An 18,808-nucleotide genomic window follows, 5' to 3' on the forward strand; every position below is an offset into this window, starting at 1 on the left:
TGGACTGCATGGCAGTCCCAAGGTCTGGGGCCGCTGCGCGCTCCATCGCGGATTAATCTGCTCCTACAGAGGTTGTGCGCGATGAATAAAAAAGCCCCACCCGAAGGTGAGGCTCTGTTTACACGGCGTTGTGTTTACAGGAACACGAACTTGGCAATGAAAATCGCGGTCAGCACCCACAGGCTCGCCGAGATCTCGCTGAAACGCCCGGTACCGGCCTTGAGCACCACATAAGTGATAAAGCCCAGGGCAATACCGTCGGCCACCGAGAAGGTCAGCGGCATCATGATTGCGGTCACGATGGCCGGAATGCTGTCGGTGGCCTCATCCCAGTTGATGTGGGCCATGCTGCCCATCATCAGCATGGCGACGTAGATCAACGCACCCGCCGTGGCATAGGCGGGAATCATCCCGGCCAGTGGTGCGAAGAACATTGCAGCGATGAAGAACAGGCCGACCACCACCGCCGTCAGGCCAGTACGCCCCCCTGCAGCGACACCGGCAGCACTCTCCACGTAGCTGGTGACCGGCGGTACGCCGACCACCGCGCCGAATACGCTCGATGCGCTATCAGCCTTCAGGGCCCGCGAGAGGTTTTCGATGCGACCGTCGGCGTTTACCAGATTGGCCCGCTGGGCGACGCCCATCAGGGTGCCGGCGGTGTCGAACATGTGCACGAAGAGGAAGGCAAACACCACGGCAATCATGCTGACGTTGAACACGCCTGCAACATCCATGGCCATCCAGGTCGGCGCCAGGCTTGGCGGCAGCGAGAACAGGCCGCCGTACTCGACCAGGCCCAGGCCCCAGCCAGCGAGGGTGACGCTGATGATGCTGATCAGGATCGCGCCAAACACGCGGTGATAGCTGAGTACCGCGATCATCAGGAAGCAGATCGCCGCCAGCAGCGGGCCAGGCTCGTGCAGGGAGCCGAGCTTGATCAGGGTGGCCGGGCTGTCGACGACAATTCCGGCAGTTTTAAGACCGATCAGTCCGAGAAACAATCCGACGCCGGCACCCATTGCATGACGCAAGCTCACGGGAATGCTGTTGAGCAGCCATTCACGTACGCGCGACAGGGTCAGTAGCATGAACAGCACCCCGGAGACGAACACTGCGCCCAGTGCCGCTTCCCAGGTGTAGCCCATGGTTCCGACCACTGTGTAGGTGAAGAAGGCGTTGAGCCCCATGCCCGGAGCCAGGCCGACCGGCCAGTTGGCATACAGGCCCATCAACAGGCAGCCCAGGGCGGCAGCGATGCAGGTGGCGACGAACGCCGCACCGTGATCGATGCCGGCATCGGCCATGATGTTGGGGTTGACGAAAATGATGTAGGCCATGGTGATGAAGGTGGTCAACCCGGCGATCATTTCGGTTTTGACGGTGGTGCCATGTAGCTTGAGTTTGAAAATCCGCTCCAGCCAGCTCGTTTCGAGCGGTGGGGCAAGATCCAGCGTAGGGGCTTCGGATTTGCGGCTTTCCACAGCATGTACTCCTCAAGTCTTTTCTTGTTTTTCAGAGCCAGTCCTGCGCACGCACTGGGGAGCTCTGTGAGGCGGATGGGATGGCAGGCGACCGGACCGTTTGTTGACTTCTGAGTCAGGAAGTTGCACGCATGGATTATGCGTTTGTATACAAAGAATGCAAATAATGTTTTTGGTGTTGTGCTCAAATAATTTCTGCGTCTAGCTATAAAGGCCATCATCCCCTGCAGAAATCGCTGCGCCTGTGTACAATGCGTCCATACCTTAATCGTTTAATTTTCTGACCAGGACTTGCCTTCGCCCCGCTGACTGCTATTAAAGTCAGGGTCCGATTGGTGGATTTCCGTGCACGAGCGCCCATGAACGAACAGCTGCAACCCCTCAAGAAACCTGTACGTACCGGCAAGGCCGGACGCAGTGGAACCCAGGACGATATCGTCTACGCGCACATTTTCGAGGCCATTCTCGAACAGCGCCTGGCGCCGGGTACCAAATTGAGCGAGGAAGCGCTGGGGGAAATCTTTGGTGTCAGCCGCACCATCATTCGTCGTGCGCTGTCGCGCCTGGCCCATGAAAGCGTGGTGCTGCTGCGGCCCAATCGCGGCGCCGTGGTCGCCAGCCCGACCGTCGAAGAAGCGCGTCAGGTGTTCTTCTCGCGGCGCATGGTCGAGCGTGCAATCACCGAGCTTGCGGTCGAGCATGCAACCGCCGAGCAGCTCAACGAGCTGCGCCAGATGGTGCGTGACGAGCGCGACAGCTTCTCCCGTGGCGACCGCGGTGCAGGCATTCGCCTGTCCGGCGAGTTCCACCTGAAACTGGCTGAAGCTGCAGGCAATGCGCCCTTGATCAGCTTTCAGCGCAGCCTGGTGTCGCAAACCTCGCTGATCATCGCCCAGTACGAAAGTGGCAACCGCTCGCACTGCTCCTACGACGAGCACATGCAGTTGATTGATGCCATCGAGGCCCGCGACGTCAACCTGGCGGTCAGCCTGATGATGCATCACATGGACCACATCGACAGCAAGCTCAACCTCGACGAAGACAGCGCCTCGGATGACCTGCACGCGGTGTTCTCGCATCTGCTGCAAACCAAAAAACGCGGTGCCGCTCCCCTCAAGGGCTGAAGCCCTATCGCTCTATCACCGCAAGCCGACTCCCGCGAAGCAGGAGCAGGCTTGCCGGTGATGCGTTTCAGGCCAACTGGCACTTCAACCATCCTCTGCTAGATTCTCACCTGTTCATTACCGCAAACCTTCATCCAGCAGTTGGGCTTGCGCGTTAAGCGTGGAACTTCAACTCGATGAGGAATGGAATATGTCGATGCCTCTGGGCAAGCGCATGGGTGCGGAGCTGATCGGAACCTTCTGGTTGGTGTTGGGCGGCTGCGGCAGTGCGGTGTTAGCCGCCTCGTTACCGGCGGGGATCGGGCTGGTCGGGGTGGCGTTGGCCTTTGGCCTGACCGTGCTGACGATGGCTTTTGCAATCGGCCACATTTCGGGGTGCCATCTGAACCCGGCCGTCTCGCTGGGGCTGGTAGTTGGCGGGCGTTTCCCGGCTAAAGAACTCATTCCTTACGTTGTTGCTCAAGTGATCGGGGCCATCATTGCTGCGGGCGTGATCTACTTCATCGCCAGCGGCAAGGCGGGCTTCGAGTTGTCTTCGGGCCTGGCTTCCAACGGCTATGCCGAGCATTCGCCGGCCGGCTATTCATTGGCGGCAGGTTTTGCCAGTGAAGTTGTGATGACTGCGATGTTCATCCTGATCATCATGGGCGCCACCGACAGCCGTGCACCGGCAGGCTTTGCGCCGATTGCCATTGGCCTGGCACTGACCCTGATCCACTTGATCTCGATTCCGGTGACCAACACCTCGGTCAACCCGGCGCGTAGCACCGGGCCTGCGCTGTTTGTCGGCGGCTGGGCGCTGCAGCAGCTGTGGCTGTTCTGGGTGGCGCCGCTGATCGGGGCAGTGATCGGCGGCGCGCTGTACCGCGGCCTGGCTCGTGAGCCTTAGCGCTGGTGCACGCAGCGCCCGGCGGCGAACGTCTGTTTGACGGTACGGTCGTCGCCCAGGGTCATCAGCACGAACAGCGTCTCGTCGATGCTGTTCGATTGCTGGATGCGGTAGTCCATCAACGGCGTCGCTTTATAGTCGAGGACTACGAAGTCGGCATCGTTGCCCGGCTTGAGGCTGCCGATGCGGTCATCCAGGTACAGCGCCTGGGCACCGCCCAGTGTCGCCAGGTACAGTGACTTGAACGGGCTCAGGCGCGCCCCCTGAAGTTGCATGACCTTGTACGCCTCATTGAGGGTGTTGAGCAGCGAGAAGCTGGTGCCTGCGCCGACATCCGTCCCCAGGCCGACCTTGACCTTGAAACGTTCCGCCTGTGGCAGGTTGAACAAGCCGCTGCCCAGAAACAGGTTGGAGGTCGGGCAGAACGCCACGGCCGAACCGGTTTCGGCCAGACGCTGACATTCCTCGTCGCACAGGTGCACACCGTGGGCGAACACCGAGCGCTCACCGAGCAGCTTGAAGTGGTCGTAGACGTCGAGGTAGCCCTTGCGCTCCGGGAACAGCTCCTTGACCCAGTCGATTTCCTTGAGGTTTTCGCTCAGGTGCGTGTGCATGTACAGGTCAGGGAATTCGCCCAGCAATTGACCGGCCAATGCCAGTTGTTCCGGTGTGCTGGTGGGGGCAAAGCGCGGGGTGACTGCATAGTGCAGGCGGCCCTTGCCGTGCCAGCGCTCGATCAGCGCTTTGCTTTCGGTGTAGCCGGACTCAGCGGTGTCGGTCAGGTAGTCCGGGGCATTGCGATCCATCATCACCTTGCCGGCGATCATGCGCAGGTCCAGCCGCTCTGCTTCTTCAAAGAAGGCATTGACCGACTCGGGGTGCACGCTGCCAAACACCAGGGCGGTGGTGGTGCCGTTGCGCAGCAGTTCTTCGACGAAGATCTTCGCCACCGTGTCGGCGTGTGCCTTGTCGGCAAACTGCTTCTCGCACGGGAAGGTGTAGGTGTTGAGCCAGTCCAGCAGTTGCTCACCGTAGGAACCGATCATGCCGGTCTGCGGGAAGTGGATATGGGTATCGATAAAGCCAGGGGTGATCAGTGCGTCCTGATGGTGCTGCACTTCAATGTCGGCAGGCAGTGTCGGCAGCAGTTCGCTGGCATGCCCCAGGGCGCTGATCTTGCCGTTGTCGACCACCAGCAGGCCGTCTTCGAAATACTGGTACGACGCCTCGATGCCCACTTCGGCAGGGTCGGCGATGCTGTGCAGGATGGCGGCACGGTAGGCTTTGCGGGTTGCGCTCATAGGGCTCTCGTCATATGGCTTGGCTGCGCCGTGAAGGCGGCAGCAATTGGGCAATGGGGCCGGCGTTGGTAGCATTGTCGTGCTGGCCAAAGCTGGCGTTGTAGGTGGCAATGATTTCTGCGGCGATGGACACGGCGATCTCGATCGGCAGCTTGCCCTTGACCTCGGCCAGGCCCATCGGGCAACGCATGCGTTGCAGGCGCTCGTCGGTGTAGCCGCGTTCGCGCAGGCGATGCTCGAACTTGACGCGTTTGGTTTTCGAGCCGATCAAACCGAACCAGGTGAAATCGTTGCGTTTGAGGATTGCGGCCGTCAGTTCCAGGTCCAGTTGATGGTTGTGGGTCATGACGATGCAATAGCTGCCGGCGGGCAGGTCGTCTACTTCATCGACCGGCTCTTCACTGACAATCTTGCTGACTCCGGCGGGAATGCTTTCGGGGAATTCCTGTTCGCGTGAGTCGATCCAGCGCACCCTGCATGGCAGCGCGGCGAGCAAGGGTACCAGAGCTCGGCCGACATGGCCTGCGCCGAACACGGCGATCTGCGCTTGAACCTGGCCCATAGGCTCGAACAGCAGCACCGTGGCGCCACCGCAGCACTGGCCAAGGCTGGCGCCGAGGCTGAAACGCTCCAGGTGGGGAGATTCGCGACGTTCGGCAAGCATTTGCCGGGCGATTTTCATCGCCTTGTATTCCAGGTGCCCGCCACCGATGGTGTCGAACAGCTGTTCGGCGCTGACTACCATCTTTGAGCCGGCGTTGCGCGGCGTCGAACCGCGCTCTTCGATGATGGTCACCAGCACGCAGGCTTCACCGCGGGCTTGCAGGTCGGCGAGGGCGTTGATCCAGGTGTGCATATTCACTTACCTATCGGGTGCCTGTGCTGGCCTCTTCGCGGGCAAGCCCGCTCCCAAAGCAGGAGCAGGCTTGCCCGCGATGGGCGCGTTACGGAGCTACGGTTTCAACCTCGACAGCCGCCTCGCGGGCTGCCACCGCCTTGCGCATCTGCTCACACCCCCACAGCACACGCTCAGGGGTTGCCGGTGCATCGACCTTTGGCTGCACGCGGTAGTCAGCCAGGCTGGCCACGGCATCCTTGATCGCACACCAGGCGGCGATGCCCAGCATGAACGGCGGTTCGCCCACGGCTTTGGAGTGGAACACGGTGTCTTCCGGGTTCTTGCGGTTTTCTACCAGCTTGACCCTGAAGTCGATCGGCATGTCGGCCACGGCCGGGATCTTGTAGCTCGCCGGGCCATTGGTCATCAGCTTGCCCTTGGCGTTCCACACCAGTTCTTCAGTGGTCAGCCAGCCCATGCCCTGTACGTAGCCGCCTTCCACCTGGCCGATGTCGATGGCCGGGTTCAGCGAGGCGCCGACGTCGTGCAGGATGTCGGTGCGCAGCATCTTGTATTCGCCCGTCAGGGTGTCGACGATGACTTCGGCGCAGGCCGCGCCGAACGCGAAGTAGTAGAACGGACGGCCACGGGCCTGGCTGCGGTCGTAATAGATTTTCGGGGTTTTGTAGAAGCCGGTACTCGACAGCGACACCTGGGCAAAATACGCCTGCTGGATCAGTGCGTCGAAGCTGACAATCTCGTCGCGGATACGCACATGGTTGTTGCGGAATTCGACATCTTCTTCAGTCACCTTGTACTGGCGAGCGGCGAATTCGACCAGGCGTTTCTTGATGGTCTCTGCCGCATTCTGCGCTGCCTTGCCGTTGAGGTCGGCGCCGGAGGAAGCCGCCGTTGGCGAAGTGTTGGGTACCTTTTCGGTGTTGGTGGCGGTGATTTGAACCCGGTCAAAATCGACCTGGAACACTTCGGCCACCACTTGCGCAACCTTGGTGTTCAGGCCCTGGCCCATTTCGGTGCCGCCGTGGTTCAAGTGGATGCTGCCGTCGGTGTAGACGTGCACCAGCGCACCGGCCTGGTTGAGGAAACTGGCAGTAAAGGAAATGCCGAATTTAACCGGAGTCAGCGCCAGGCCTTTTTTCAGGATCGGGCTGTGGGCGTTGAAGCGACGAATCGACTCGCGGCGCTCGTGGTAGTCGGCACTGGCTTCCAGCTCTGCGGTCATTTCCTCGAGCATGTTGTGCTCGACGGTCTGGTAGTAGTGGGTAACGTTGCGCTCGGTCTTGCCGTAGTAGTTGGCCTTGCGCACCGACAGCGGGTCGGTTGCCAGGTGGCGGGCGATGTGGTCCATCACCTCCTCGATGGCAACCATCCCCTGCGGGCCGCCGAAGCCGCGGTAGGCGGTGTTCGATGCGGTGTTGGTCTTGCAGCGGTGGCCGTTGACCGTGGCATCGCCCAGGTAGTAGGCGTTGTCGGAGTGGAACATGGCGCGGTCGACGATCGATGCCGAAAGGTCCGGCGAATAACCGCAGTTGCCGGCCAGTTCGAGGTTGATACCGTGCAGGCGGCCGCTGTCGTCGAAGCCGACGTCGTATTCGACATAGAACGGGTGACGCTTGCCGGTCATCAGCATGTCCTCGACCCGCGGCAGGCGCATCTTGGTGGGCTGGCCGGTCAGGCGCGCGATCACTGCGCACAGGCAGGCCGGGCTGGCGGCCTGGGTTTCCTTGCCGCCGAAGCCGCCACCCATGCGACGCATGTCGACCTGGATCTTGTTCATTGGCACATCGAGCACTTCAGCGACCAGCTTTTGCACTTCGGTGGGGTTCTGGGTCGAGCAGTAGACGATCATCCCGCCGTCTTCGGTGGGCATCACCGAGGAGATCTGGGTTTCGAGGTAGAAGTGTTCCTGGCCGCCGATGTGCAAGGTGCCTTGCAGGCGGTGCGGCGCGCTGGCCAGGGCGCTGACCGAGTCGCCGCGCTTGTGGGTGTGGCTGTCGAGCACGAAGTGCTTTTTGCGCAAGGCTTCGACGACATCCAGAACCGGTTCCAGGTCTTCGTATTCAACAATGGCGGCCATGGCCGCACGGCGTGCAGTGTCGAGGTCGCGCGCGGCGACGGCGAGTACCGGCTGGCCGACGAACTCGACGGTGTCGATGGCCAGCAGCGGGTCGCCGGGCATGATCGCACCGATGTCCTTGAGGCCGGGGATGTCTTCGTGGGTGATAGCGATACGCACCCCTTCGAAGGCATAGCAGGGGCTGGTATCGATCTTCAGCACCCGGGCATGGGCGCGGTCGGACATGCGCGCATACACATGCAGCTGGTTGGGGAATTCCAGGCGGTCATCGATGTACTGCGCCTCACCGCTGACCTGTTTGTCGGCGCTGTCGTGCTTGAGGCTGCGACCGACACCGGTGGTCAGGTCCTGGCTGAACAGTGCGGCCATTTCTGCCTGGCTTTTGGCGACGTGATGATTAGACATAAGCGGTCACCCGGGTTTCGATGTGCGGCGTTTGCAGTTCAATGAAGTATTTGCGCAGCAGGTTCTGCGCGCTCAGCAGACGGTATTCCTTGCTTGCGCGGAAGTCCGACAGCGGCGTGAAGTCTTCGGCCAGGGCCTGGCAGGCACGCTCGATGCTGGCCTGGTTCCAGGCTTTGCCCACCAGTGCGGCCTCACAGGCACGGGCGCGCTTGGGGATCGCGGCCATGCCGCCGAAGGCGATGCGTGCGGCTTCGACCACGCCGTTTTCAATGCGTAGGTTGAACGCTGCGCACACGGCGGAAATATCGTCATCCAGGCGCTTGGAGACTTTGTAGGCGCGGAATGTCCAGCCGCTACGGGCGCGCGGCACGATGATCTTCTCGATGAACTCGCTTTCCTGGCGGGCAGTGATGCGGTAGTCGATGAAGTAGTCTTCCAGTGCCAGGGTGCGGGTGTTTTCACCTTTGCGCAGCACCACCTGTGCGTCCAGGGCAATCAGCAGCGGCGGGGAGTCGCCGATCGGCGAGGCGTTGCCGATGTTGCCGCCCAGGGTGCCCTGGTTGCGGATCTGCAACGAGGCGAAACGGTGCAGCAGTTCACCGAAGTCCGGGTACTCGCGGCTCAGGGCGTCGTAGCAGTCGGTCAGTGGCGTGGCGGCACCGATCTCGAGCTGCTCATCGTTGCTGTCGATACGCTTGAGCTCAGCAACGTTACCGACGTAGATCATCACCGGCAGGGTTTTATGGAACTGGGTCACTTCCAGCGCCAGGTCGGTCCCGCCGGCGAGCAGGCGGGCTTCGGGGTGCGAGCCATAAAGGTCGGCGAGATCAGCCACGGTCAACGGCACCAGGCAGCGCTTGTCGCCACTGTTGAGCTCACCGGTTTCGCTTGGTGCGATGGCTTTCAGGCGGGCGATGGTTTGCGCCTGGTTGGTATCGAACTGGTCAGGTTTGGCCTGGCAGCAGGATTGTTCGGCAGCAGCGAGGATCGGGCGGTAACCGGTGCAGCGACAGAGGTTGCCGGCCAGGGCTTCCTGGGCCTTGTGCAGATCCGGTGCATCGCTGTTCTTTTGCAGGGCAAACAGCGACATGACAAAGCCCGGGGTACAGAAGCCGCATTGCGAGCCGTGACAGTCGGCCATGGCCTGCTGCACGCTGTGCAGTTGGCCCTGATGCTTGAGGCCCTCAACACTGATCAGTTGCTTGCCGTGCAGCGACGAGACGAAGGTCAGGCAGGAGTTCAGGCTGCGGTAGCGGATGTGCTCGCGGCCATCGTCGTCTTCACTCAGCTCGCCGACCACCACGGTGCAGGCACCACAATCGCCGCTGGCGCAGCCTTCCTTGGTACCGGACTTGCCCAGGTGCTCGCGCAGGTATTGCAGCACGGTCAGGTTGGGATCCAGGGCATGCTCACTGCGCAGCTCCTGGTTAAGAAGAAACTGGATCACGGGAAGGCCTCACACGCGGTTTATTGTTGTTGAGCGGACTGTAAGCAGACTTGATTTTTAGGTCAACATTTTTCTGACCTCTGGGTCAGGAAATTTTCCAGCCCATTACCCACCTGCAACAGGTGCTTCTTCTATAGAGCATAGCCCCGCGCTCCTGGCAGAACTGTTTGCATAACTATTTGCAACAGAGGTGCGTGATTCGTGCCAACTTCTGCACCCAGGCCCCTGCGCGACGCAGGGGCAAGTGCGCTACAATTGCGCCCTTTGCACCGTTCAATGATTTTGAAGGACAACCATGACGTTCAAGGCGCCGGACAGCCTCTCCGAGCAAATTGCCCACTACCTGGCCGAGCGGATTATCCGCGGCGAGCTAAAGCCTGCTGAACGGATCCAGGAACAGAAGGTCACCCAGGCGTTGAATGTCAGTCGCGGCTCGGTGCGTGAAGCCTTGCTGATCCTTGAACGTCGCCACCTGGTGACCATCTTGCCGCGCCGTGGCGCGCACGTGACCGAACTCGACGAGCACGGTGTACGCAGCCTGTGCACGCTGATGGGCGAGCTTTACACCTTGCTGGGCAATGCCGTGGCCAAGGGCTGGCGTCATGACACCGACCTGCTCGCATTCCTCAAGATCCAGCAGCGCCTGACTGTGGCGCTCGAGAGCCAGGACATCAAGGCATTCGTCGAAGAAAGCTTCGCGGTGATGCGCGCAGCCTATCCGTTCGCCAACAATCCTTACCTGCAGGAAACCGTTGAAAACCTGCAGCCGGCGATGAGCCGCGCTTATTACCTGGCGCTGGATCAACGCAAGGCCGAGATGAGCGATTTTCTGGCCCTGTTCGCCAACCTGCTCGAGGCCGTGATTGCACGCGACCAGGCACGGATTCGCACGGTGCTGGCCGAATACTGCCAGCGCAGCTGCGAGCTGGTGCTGGCGGCATTGGCGTCTGCCTGAGCATGCGCCTGAAGTGCATTCGCCTGGCCGGGTTCAAGTCGTTCGTCGACCCCACTACGGTTAACTTCCCCAGCAACATGGCGGCCGTTGTCGGCCCCAATGGCTGCGGCAAGTCCAACATCATCGATGCGGTGCGCTGGGTGATGGGCGAAAGTTCGGCGAAAAACCTGCGTGGCGAGTCGATGACCGACGTCATCTTCAATGGCTCGACCAGCCGCAAGCCGGTCAGCCAGGCCAGTATCGAGCTGGTGTTCGATAACTCCGACAGCACCCTGGTCGGCGAATACGCCGCCTATGCGGAAATCTCCATCCGCCGCAAAGTTACCCGTGACGCGCAGAACACCTATTACCTCAACGGCACCAAATGCCGGCGCCGCGATATCACCGATATCTTCCTCGGCACGGGCCTGGGGCCGCGCAGCTACTCGATCATCGAGCAGGGGATGATCTCCAAGCTGATCGAGGCCAAGCCTGAAGACCTGCGCAACTTCATCGAGGAAGCGGCGGGGATCTCCAAGTACAAGGAGCGTCGGCGCGAGACCGAAAACCGTATTCGTCGCACCCACGAAAACCTCGAACGCCTGACCGACCTGCGCGAAGAGCTGGAGCGCCAGCTTGAACGCTTGCACCGTCAGGCCCAGGCCGCCGAGAAGTACAAGGAATACAAAGCCGAAGAGCGCCAGCTCAAGGCGCAGTTGTCGGCGTTGCGCTGGCAGGCGCTGAACCTGCAGGTGGCCCAGCGCGAAGCGGTGATCGGTGACCAGGAAGTGGCCTTCGAGGCGCTGATGGCCGAGCAGCGCAATGCCGATGCCAGCATCGAGCGCTTGCGCGATGGTCATCATGAGCTGTCCGAACGCTTCAATCTGGTGCAGGGCCGCTTTTATTCTGTCGCCGGTGACATCGCCCGGGTCGAGCAGAGTATCCAGCATGGCCAGCAGCGTTTGCGCCAGTTGCAGGATGACCTCAAGGAAGCAGAGCGCTCGCGCCTTGAAACCGAGTCGCACCTGGGGCACGACCGCACCTTGCTGGCCACGCTGGGTGAAGAGCTCGAACTGATCGAGCCCGAGCAGGCCATGACCCTGGCCGCCGCCGAAGAGTCGGCGGCGGGCCTGGAAGAAGCCGAAGGCACCATGCACGGCTGGCAGGAGCAGTGGGACACGTTCAACACCCGTTCCGCCGAGCCGCGCCGGCAAGCTGAAGTGCAGCAGGCGCGCATCCAGCAGCTTGAGCAGGCACTGGAGCGGCTTGCCGAGCGCCAGCGCAAGCTGGGCGAAGAGCGTGACCAGCTCAGCGCGGATCCGGAAGACGCCGCCATTCTGGAGCTGGGCGAACAGCTGGCCAGCAGCGACCTGGTGCTTGAAGACCTGCACCTGCAGGAACAGCAGGTAGTGGAACAGCTGGAAGCACTGCGTGAGCAACTTCAGCAGGCAGCAGCGGCGCAGCAGCAGGCTCAGGGCGAGTTGCAACGCCTGGGCGGCCGTTTGGCGTCGCTTGAGGCCCTGCAGCAAGCCGCTCTCGATCCTGGCACCGGCACTGCGCAATGGCTGCGTGAGCAAGGCCTGGAGCAGCACCCGCGCCTGGCCGAAGGCCTTCGGGTAGCGCCGGGGTGGGAACTGGCGGTAGAAACCGTGCTGGGCGCCGACCTGCAGGCCGTGCTGGTCGACGATTTCACTCAGCTTGACCTGGGCGCATTCAGTCAGGGCGACCTGCGCCTGCTTGAGTCCACGGCCGATAGCGCGCGAATTGCCGGCAGCCTGCTCGACAAGGTCGAGGGGCGAATCGATCTGGCGCCCTGGTTGGGGCAGGTCGTGCCTGTGGAAGACCTGGAGCAGGCCTTGGCGCGGCGCAGTCAGTTGAGTGCCGGTCAAAGCCTGGTGAGCCGCGATGGGTATTGGGTGGGTCGCCACTTCCTGCGGGTCAATCGCGCCAGCGACGCACAGGGTGGCCTGCTGGCCCGTGCCCAGGAGCTGGAGCAACTGGGACTCGAGCGTCAGGAGCAGGAGACGGCACTTGAGCTGCTCGACGCCCAGCTTCAGCAGCAGCGTGAGCAGCAGCAGGCGCTGGAAGAGCGCCGCGAGCAGTTGCGTCGCCATGCTCAGGATCAAGCCCGTCAGCAGAGTGAGCTGAACGCACGCCTGTCCGCGGGCAAAGCGCGCGCCGAGCAATTGAGCTTGCGGCGCCGGCGTCTGGAAGAAGAGCTCGTCGAGCTGGTCGAGCAACGCGCCCTCGAAAGCGAAAACCTCGGTGAGTCGCGTCTGCAACTGCAGGAAGCGCTGGAACTGATGGCCCAGGACACCGAACAGCGCGAGCTGTTGATGGCCCAGCGCGACAGTTTGCGCGAGCGCCTTGACCGGGTGCGTCAGGAGGCGCGTCAGCACAAGGATCATGCCCATCAGTTGGCCGTGCGTCTGGGTTCGTTGCGCGCCCAGCATGACTCCACGCGTCAGGCCCTGGAGCGCCTGGAGCTGCAATCGGAGCGCCTGACTGAAAAGCGCGAGCAGCTCAGCCTGAATCTGGAAGAGGGCGAAGCGCCGCTCGAAGAGCTGCGCCTGAAACTCGAAGAACTGCTGGAAAAACGCATGAGCGTCGATGACGAAATGCGCCAGGCACGCTTGCACATGGATGAAGCGGATCGCGAACTGCGGGACGTGGAAAAGCGCCGTACCCAGGCCGAACAGCAGGGGCAGTTGCTGCGTGGTCAGCTGGAGCAGCATCGCCTGGAGTGGCAGGGCTTGAGCGTGCGGCGTAAAACCCTGCAGGAGCAACTGCAGGCCGACGGCTACGACTTGCAAGGGGTGTTGAATACCTTGAGCGATACGGCCAGCGAGCAGGAGTCCGAGCAGGAGCTGGAGCGTATCGATGCCCGTATCCAGCGTCTGGGCGCAATCAACCTGGCCGCCATCGACGAGTACCAGCAGCAGTCCGAGCGCAAGCGCTACCTCGACGCGCAGAATGCCGACCTGGTCGAAGCCCTGGACACCCTGGAAAACGTCATTCGCAAGATCGACAAGGAAACCCGCAACCGCTTCAAAGATACCTTTGATCAGATAAATGCCGGTTTACAGGCACTTTTCCCAAAAGTTTTCGGTGGCGGCAGCGCTTACCTGGAACTGACGGGCGAAGATCTACTCGATACAGGGGTGACAATTATGGCGCGGCCACCAGGCAAGAAGAACAGCACCATCCATCTGCTCTCGGGCGGAGAGAAGGCGCTGACCGCACTGGCCCTGGTATTTGCCATTTTCAAACTCAACCCGGCACCGTTCTGCATGCTCGATGAAGTCGATGCGCCATTGGACGATGCCAACGTCGGGCGCTATGCCCGCCTGGTCAAGGAGATGAGTCAGACCGTGCAATTCATCTATATCACCCACAACAAGATCGCCATGGAAATGGCTGACCAGTTGATGGGGGTAACCATGCACGAGCCGGGTTGTTCACGTCTTGTAGCAGTTGATGTGGAGGAGGCGATGGCCATGGTCGACGCCTGATTGGAGGCGATATAGCGTGAACCTGCGCTAAATGGCCCTGTCAGTTGCGACAGACGGTGTAAAGTTATCTTTGGTCGTGCTAGCTTAATGTCACTTATTTTTTGCGTGGGTAAAACGCCTGTCAGAACATAGAGTTGGCGCCACGTTTTAAAGGGGTTTAAACCCTTTATTTTTCAGCATTTTTTACAGAGGCACAGGATTACATGGAAATCGGTCTGCGCGAGTGGCTGATCGTCATCGGCATCATTGTCATTGCCGGTATTCTTTTTGACGGCTGGCGCCGCATGCGCGGTGGCAAGGGCAAGCTGAAATTCCGTCTGGATCGCAGCTTCTCCAACCTGCCGGATGAAGACAGCAGCCCCGAGGTGATCGGCCCGCCACGGGTATTGGACACCCACAAGGAACCTGAGCTGGATGAGCATGACCTGCCGTCCATGACTGCCCCTGCGCGTGAACGTGACGGCGGCAAGCCGTCGAAAGGGTCCAAGCGCAAGCGTGGCAACGAGCCGCAACAGGGCGACCTGAACCTGGCTGCCGAGCCGCGTGAGCAAGAGCCGGATCTGTTCGCCGCTGTTGACGATGACTACCCGGATGAAAGCCGCGGCAGCAGTACCGGCTTCGGTTCCAGTGAAAGCCGCGACCTGCCGCCGGTTGAAGAAGTGCTGGTGATCAGCGTGATTTCCCGCGACGAAGGTGGCTTCAAGGGCCCGGCCCTGTTGCAGAACATTCTTGAAAGCGGCCTGCGCTTTGGCGAAATGGACATCTTCCACCGGCACGAAAGCATGGCCGGTAATGGCGAGGTGCTGTTCTCGATGGCCAATGCGGTCAAGCCGGGTGTGTTCGACCTCGATGACATCGACCATTTCAGCACCCGCGCCGTGAGTTTCTTCCTCGGTCTGCCGGGGCCGCGTCATCCCAAGCAGGCGTTCGACGTCATGGTCGCAGCAGCACGCAAGCTGGCCCACGAGCTCAATGGCGAGCTCAAGGACGACCAGCGCAGCGTAATGACCGCCCAGACCATCGAGCACTACCGTCAGCGCATCGTCGAGTTCGAGCGTCGCGCACTGACCCAGAAACGCTGACAGCGTCGCCGGTCTGGCCGGCGAGATACACTGCAGCGAGTAGAGACATGCCCAAAGAGCAGCCCCGGCTGCTCTTTTGCTTTGCAAGAGAATACGAAAATGACCGCCGAATCCCGAATCCTCGAACTGCGCGCCGAACTCGACCAGCACAACTATCGCTACTATGTGCTCGACGAACCCAGCGTTCCGGACGCCGAATATGACCGCCTGTTCAACGAGCTCAAGGCTCTGGAGGCCGAGCACCCTGAACTGGTGACGGCCGATTCACCGACCCAGCGCGTCGGTGGCGCGGCGTTGTCGGCGTTCAGTCAGGTGCGTCACGAAGTGCCGATGCTCAGCCTGGGCAACGCCTTCGAGGAAAACGACCTGCGCGAGTTCGATCGGCGCGTGGTCGAGGGGCTCGACCTGCCGGCCGGCGACCTGTTCGGTGACGGGGCGGCGGTGGATTACAGCTGTGAACCTAAACTCGATGGCCTGGCCGTGAGCCTGCTGTACCGGGACGGCCAGCTGGTGCAGGGCGCTACCCGTGGCGACGGCACCACCGGTGAAGACATCAGTGTCAACGTTCGTACCGTGCGCAACATTCCCCTGAAACTGCAGGGCGAGGGCTGGCCGGCCGTGCTCGAGGTGCGCGGTGAAGTGTTCATGTCCAAGGCCGGCTTCGAGCGCCTCAACCAATCGCAGATCGAGGCCGGCGGCAAGACCTTCGCCAACCCGCGCAACGCTGCGGCGGGCAGCTTGCGCCAGCTGGATTCGAAGATCACCGCCAGCCGCCCGCTGGAGTTCTGCTGCTACGGCCTGGGTCAGGTTTCGGCGCCACTGGCAGACACCCACATCGGGACCCTGGAGCAGCTCAAGGCCTGGGGCATGCCGATCAGTCGCGAACTGCGCCATGCGGCGGGCGTGGCCGAATGCCTCGAGTACTACCGTGATATCGGTGCGCGCCGTAATGACCTGCCGTACGAAATCGACGGTGTGGTGTTCAAGGTCAACAGCCTGGCCGCGCAGCGTGAGCTGGGTTTCCGTGCCCGCGAGCCGCGCTGGGCAATTGCCCACAAGTTTCCGGCCATGGAAGAGCTGACCGAAGTGCTGGATGTGGAATTCCAGGTTGGGCGTACCGGCGCGGTAACACCGGTGGCGCGCCTCAAGCCGGTGAAGGTCGCCGGGGTGACAGTGTCCAACGCCACCCTGCACAACATGGATGAAGTGGCGCGCCTGGGTCTGATGATCGGCGATACCGTGATCATTCGCCGGGCGGGTGACGTGATCCCGCAGGTCATGCAGGTGGTGACCGAGCGCCGTCCCGCCGATGCCCGGCCTGTACATATTCCTACCGAGTGCCCGGTGTGTGGTTCGCAGGTCGAGCGTACGCAGTTGATCAAGCGCAGCAAGGGCAAGGAATCGGTCAGTGAAGGCGCGGTATACCGTTGCGTTGGTCGGCTGGCGTGTGCAGCGCAGCTCAAGCAGGCGATCATTCACTACGTCTCGCGACGGGCCATGGACATCGACGGGCTGGGTGAGAAAAGTGTCGAGCAGTTGGTGGACGAAGGCCTGATCCGCTCGCCGGCCGATCTGTATCTGCTGACGTTTGAGCAAATCGTCGAGCTCGAAGGTTTTGCCGAGATGTCGAGCAAGAAGCTGCTGGCCGCGATTGCCGCCAGTAAAACGCCGGGCCTGGCGCGCTTCATCTATGCCTTGGGCATTCCCGATGTCGGTGAGGAGACCGCCAAGGTGCTGGCGCGCTCGCTGGGCTCGCTGCAGCGGGTCATGGTGGCACTGCCGCAGGTGCTGACCTACTTGCCTGATGTCGGCCTTGAGGTGGCTTACGAGATCCATAGCTTCTTCGAAGACGACCACAACCGTACCGTCATCGCACAACTGCTTGAGCATGGCCTGCAATTGCAGGACGAGGGCGAACTGGGTGCCGAGTTTGCCGCCAGCGCGACCCTGGCCGGCCTGATTGCCAAGCTGGATATTCCCTCGGTAGGGCCTACCGGGGCGGAAAAGCTGGTGGCCAAGCTCGACAGTCTGGAGAAAATCATCGCCGCCGACGGTATTGACCTGCGCCAGGCGCTGGCGGCCAAACCGGCCGAGGCGGTGCGCGCGTTCTTCCAGGTGCCGGCCAATGCCGCCCTGGCCTTGGCGATCGAGGCCCAGTTGCTGGAGTTCGGCATGCACTGGACGAGCGAGAAGAAGGTCGCTGCCGGCTTGCCGCTGGCGGGGCAAACCTGGGTGTTGACCGGTTCGCTGGAGCGCATGAGCCGCGACGTGGCCAAAGACAAGCTGGAAAGCCTGGGTGCCAAGGTGGCCGGTTCGGTTTCTGCAAAGACCCATTGCGTGGTGGCCGGGCCGGGTGCCGGCTCGAAGCTGGCCAAGGCCAATGAACTGGGACTCAAGGTGCTGGACGAGGATGCCTTCGTGGCCTTCCTCGCCGAGCAGGGTATTGCCGTGTAAACACGGCAACGCCTCGCTGTGGCGATGGTCTAGTCTTGGCGGCAGCCAGGAGGATCGCCATGTACCGTTTTTTTGAGCAACTGGGCGCCAGGATTGCAGCGTCGTTCGTCAGTCGGGAGCGCCCGCCGGACCGGGTCTGGCAATGCCAGTGCGGGCAGTCGGTGTTCTTTCGCAACAGCCAGTGCCTGGCATGCCAGGCAGCGCTGGGCTACTGGCCACCGAGCAATCGGGTGGCCAGCCTGCTGCCCGGCGCTGGCGAGGGCCTCTGGCTGCTCGACGGCGAGCCGGAGGCGGGTGCGCTACGCCGCTGCGCCAATCTCGATACGCCAGCGGCCTGCAACTGGCTACTGAGCGCTGACGAACCCGACGGTTTTTGCCTGGCCTGTCGCCTGAACCGGACCATTCCGGACCTGTCGGTTACCGACAATCACCCGCGCTGGCGCAAGCTGGAGATCGCCAAGCGCCGCCTGGTGGCGCAGCTCCTGCACCTTGGTTTGCCGGTTGAGCCCAAGCAGGGGGGCGAGGGTGCAGGACTGGCGTTCGACTTCCTGGGCGTCGACCTTGAAGGCAATGCGCCGATCACCGGCCATGCCAATGGCCTGATCACCCTGGATGTGCGCGAAGCCGATGACGACTGGCGCGAGCGTGTGCGCGTGCAGTTGCACGAGCCCTATCGAACCCTGCTGGGCCATTTACGCCATGAGGTGGGGCATTACTATTGGGACCGTCTGATTGCCAGCAGTGATTGCCTTGAAGGCTATCGCGCGCTGTTCGGCGATGAGCGCGAAAGCTACAGCGACGCGCTGGAACGCCACTATCAGCAGGGCGCACCGAACGACTGGGCAGCAGCCCATGTCAGTGCCTATGCGACCATGCACCCCTGGGAAGACTGGGCGGAAACCTGGGCGCACTATCTGCACATGACCGATGCCCTCGATACCGCGCTGGCGCTGGGCATGAACGCAAGCAGCCTGGAGCTGGACTACCCGCCGTTCCAGCGTCAGGACCTGTACCGACCGGACGACCCCGAGGCGGATCTGTTCCTGGCGTTTATCAACGCCTGGATCGAGCTCTCGGCAATGCTCAACGAGCTGTCACGGAGCATGGGGCAAGCGGATTTTTACCCGTTCATCCTCAGCACGCCGGTGGTGGCGAAGCTGCATTTTATCCACCTGGCGGTTCAGGGGCGGGCCGCCTGAGCGACACAAGTGCTTGAGCTAGAGTGGTTTTTTCTCGTCGG

Annotated in this window: 12 protein-coding genes; 7 read left to right on the forward strand and 5 right to left on the reverse strand. The window is 61.8% G+C overall.

Going from position 1 to position 18,808, the window contains the following annotated elements; translation table 11 throughout:
• Positions 1-134 precede the first annotated feature (134 nt).
• Complete coding sequence (locus tag DM813_RS16275) at positions 135-1,484, reverse strand: NCS2 family permease (RefSeq protein WP_038613228.1); 1,350 nt, start codon at positions 1,482-1,484, stop codon at positions 135-137.
• 359 nt (positions 1,485-1,843) lie between these two features.
• Between DM813_RS16275 and DM813_RS16280 the strand changes: the two genes are divergently transcribed.
• Both DM813_RS16280 and aqpZ read left to right on the forward strand, forming a co-directional pair.
• Positions 1,844-2,608, forward strand: a complete 765-nt coding sequence (locus tag DM813_RS16280; RefSeq protein ID WP_128324418.1) for a GntR family transcriptional regulator — start codon at positions 1,844-1,846, stop codon at positions 2,606-2,608.
• Positions 2,609-2,798: 190 nt separating this feature from the next.
• On the forward strand, positions 2,799-3,497 hold the full coding sequence (aqpZ, locus tag DM813_RS16285) for an aquaporin Z (protein ID WP_128324419.1): 699 nt from the start codon (positions 2,799-2,801) through the stop codon (positions 3,495-3,497).
• Here the strand turns inward: aqpZ and guaD are convergent.
• The 4 genes from guaD to xdhA all read right to left on the reverse strand — a co-directional run bounded on the left by guaD (position 3,494) and on the right by xdhA (position 9,586).
• Positions 3,494-4,798, reverse strand: coding sequence for a guanine deaminase (gene guaD / locus DM813_RS16290; protein ID WP_128324420.1), 1,305 nt, complete (start codon positions 4,796-4,798; stop codon positions 3,494-3,496). The genes aqpZ and guaD overlap by 4 nt on opposite strands.
• A gap of 10 nt (positions 4,799-4,808) precedes the next feature.
• Positions 4,809-5,654: a xanthine dehydrogenase accessory protein XdhC gene (xdhC, locus tag DM813_RS16295; protein ID WP_128324421.1), complete on the reverse strand. Its 846-nt coding sequence runs from the start codon at positions 5,652-5,654 to the stop codon at positions 4,809-4,811.
• Between the two features lie 88 nt (positions 5,655-5,742).
• Positions 5,743-8,139, reverse strand: coding sequence for a xanthine dehydrogenase molybdopterin binding subunit (gene xdhB, locus DM813_RS16300; protein WP_128324422.1), 2,397 nt, complete (start codon positions 8,137-8,139; stop codon positions 5,743-5,745).
• Complete coding sequence (xdhA, locus tag DM813_RS16305; protein WP_128324423.1) at positions 8,132-9,586, reverse strand: xanthine dehydrogenase small subunit; 1,455 nt, start codon at positions 9,584-9,586, stop codon at positions 8,132-8,134. Before xdhA ends, xdhB begins: the two co-directional genes overlap by 8 nt.
• Before the next feature lie 295 nt (positions 9,587-9,881).
• Between xdhA and DM813_RS16310 the strand changes: the two genes are divergently transcribed.
• The 5 genes from DM813_RS16310 to DM813_RS16330 all read left to right on the forward strand — a co-directional run bounded on the left by DM813_RS16310 (position 9,882) and on the right by DM813_RS16330 (position 18,767).
• A complete protein-coding gene (locus DM813_RS16310) occupies positions 9,882-10,541 on the forward strand; it encodes a GntR family transcriptional regulator (protein ID WP_128324424.1) in 660 nt (219 codons plus the stop codon).
• Positions 10,542-10,543: 2 nt separating this feature from the next.
• Positions 10,544-14,032, forward strand: coding sequence for a chromosome segregation protein SMC (smc, locus tag DM813_RS16315; RefSeq protein ID WP_128324425.1), 3,489 nt, complete (start codon positions 10,544-10,546; stop codon positions 14,030-14,032).
• A 203-nt stretch (positions 14,033-14,235) separates the two neighbouring features.
• Positions 14,236-15,114, forward strand: coding sequence for a cell division protein ZipA (gene zipA / locus DM813_RS16320; protein WP_128324426.1), 879 nt, complete (start codon positions 14,236-14,238; stop codon positions 15,112-15,114).
• A gap of 99 nt (positions 15,115-15,213) precedes the next feature.
• Entirely contained in the window at positions 15,214-17,568 is a 2,355-nt protein-coding gene (gene ligA, locus DM813_RS16325; protein WP_128324427.1) for an NAD-dependent DNA ligase LigA, read from the forward strand.
• Positions 17,569-17,627: 59 nt separating this feature from the next.
• Positions 17,628-18,767, forward strand: a complete 1,140-nt coding sequence (locus DM813_RS16330; RefSeq protein ID WP_128324428.1) for a zinc-binding metallopeptidase family protein — start codon at positions 17,628-17,630, stop codon at positions 18,765-18,767.
• The last annotated feature ends 41 nt before the right edge of the window (positions 18,768-18,808 follow it).

It is taken from the genome of Pseudomonas alkylphenolica (genome assembly GCF_004025535.1).
GTDB classification, from domain to species: domain Bacteria; phylum Pseudomonadota; class Gammaproteobacteria; order Pseudomonadales; family Pseudomonadaceae; genus Aquipseudomonas; species Aquipseudomonas alkylphenolica_A.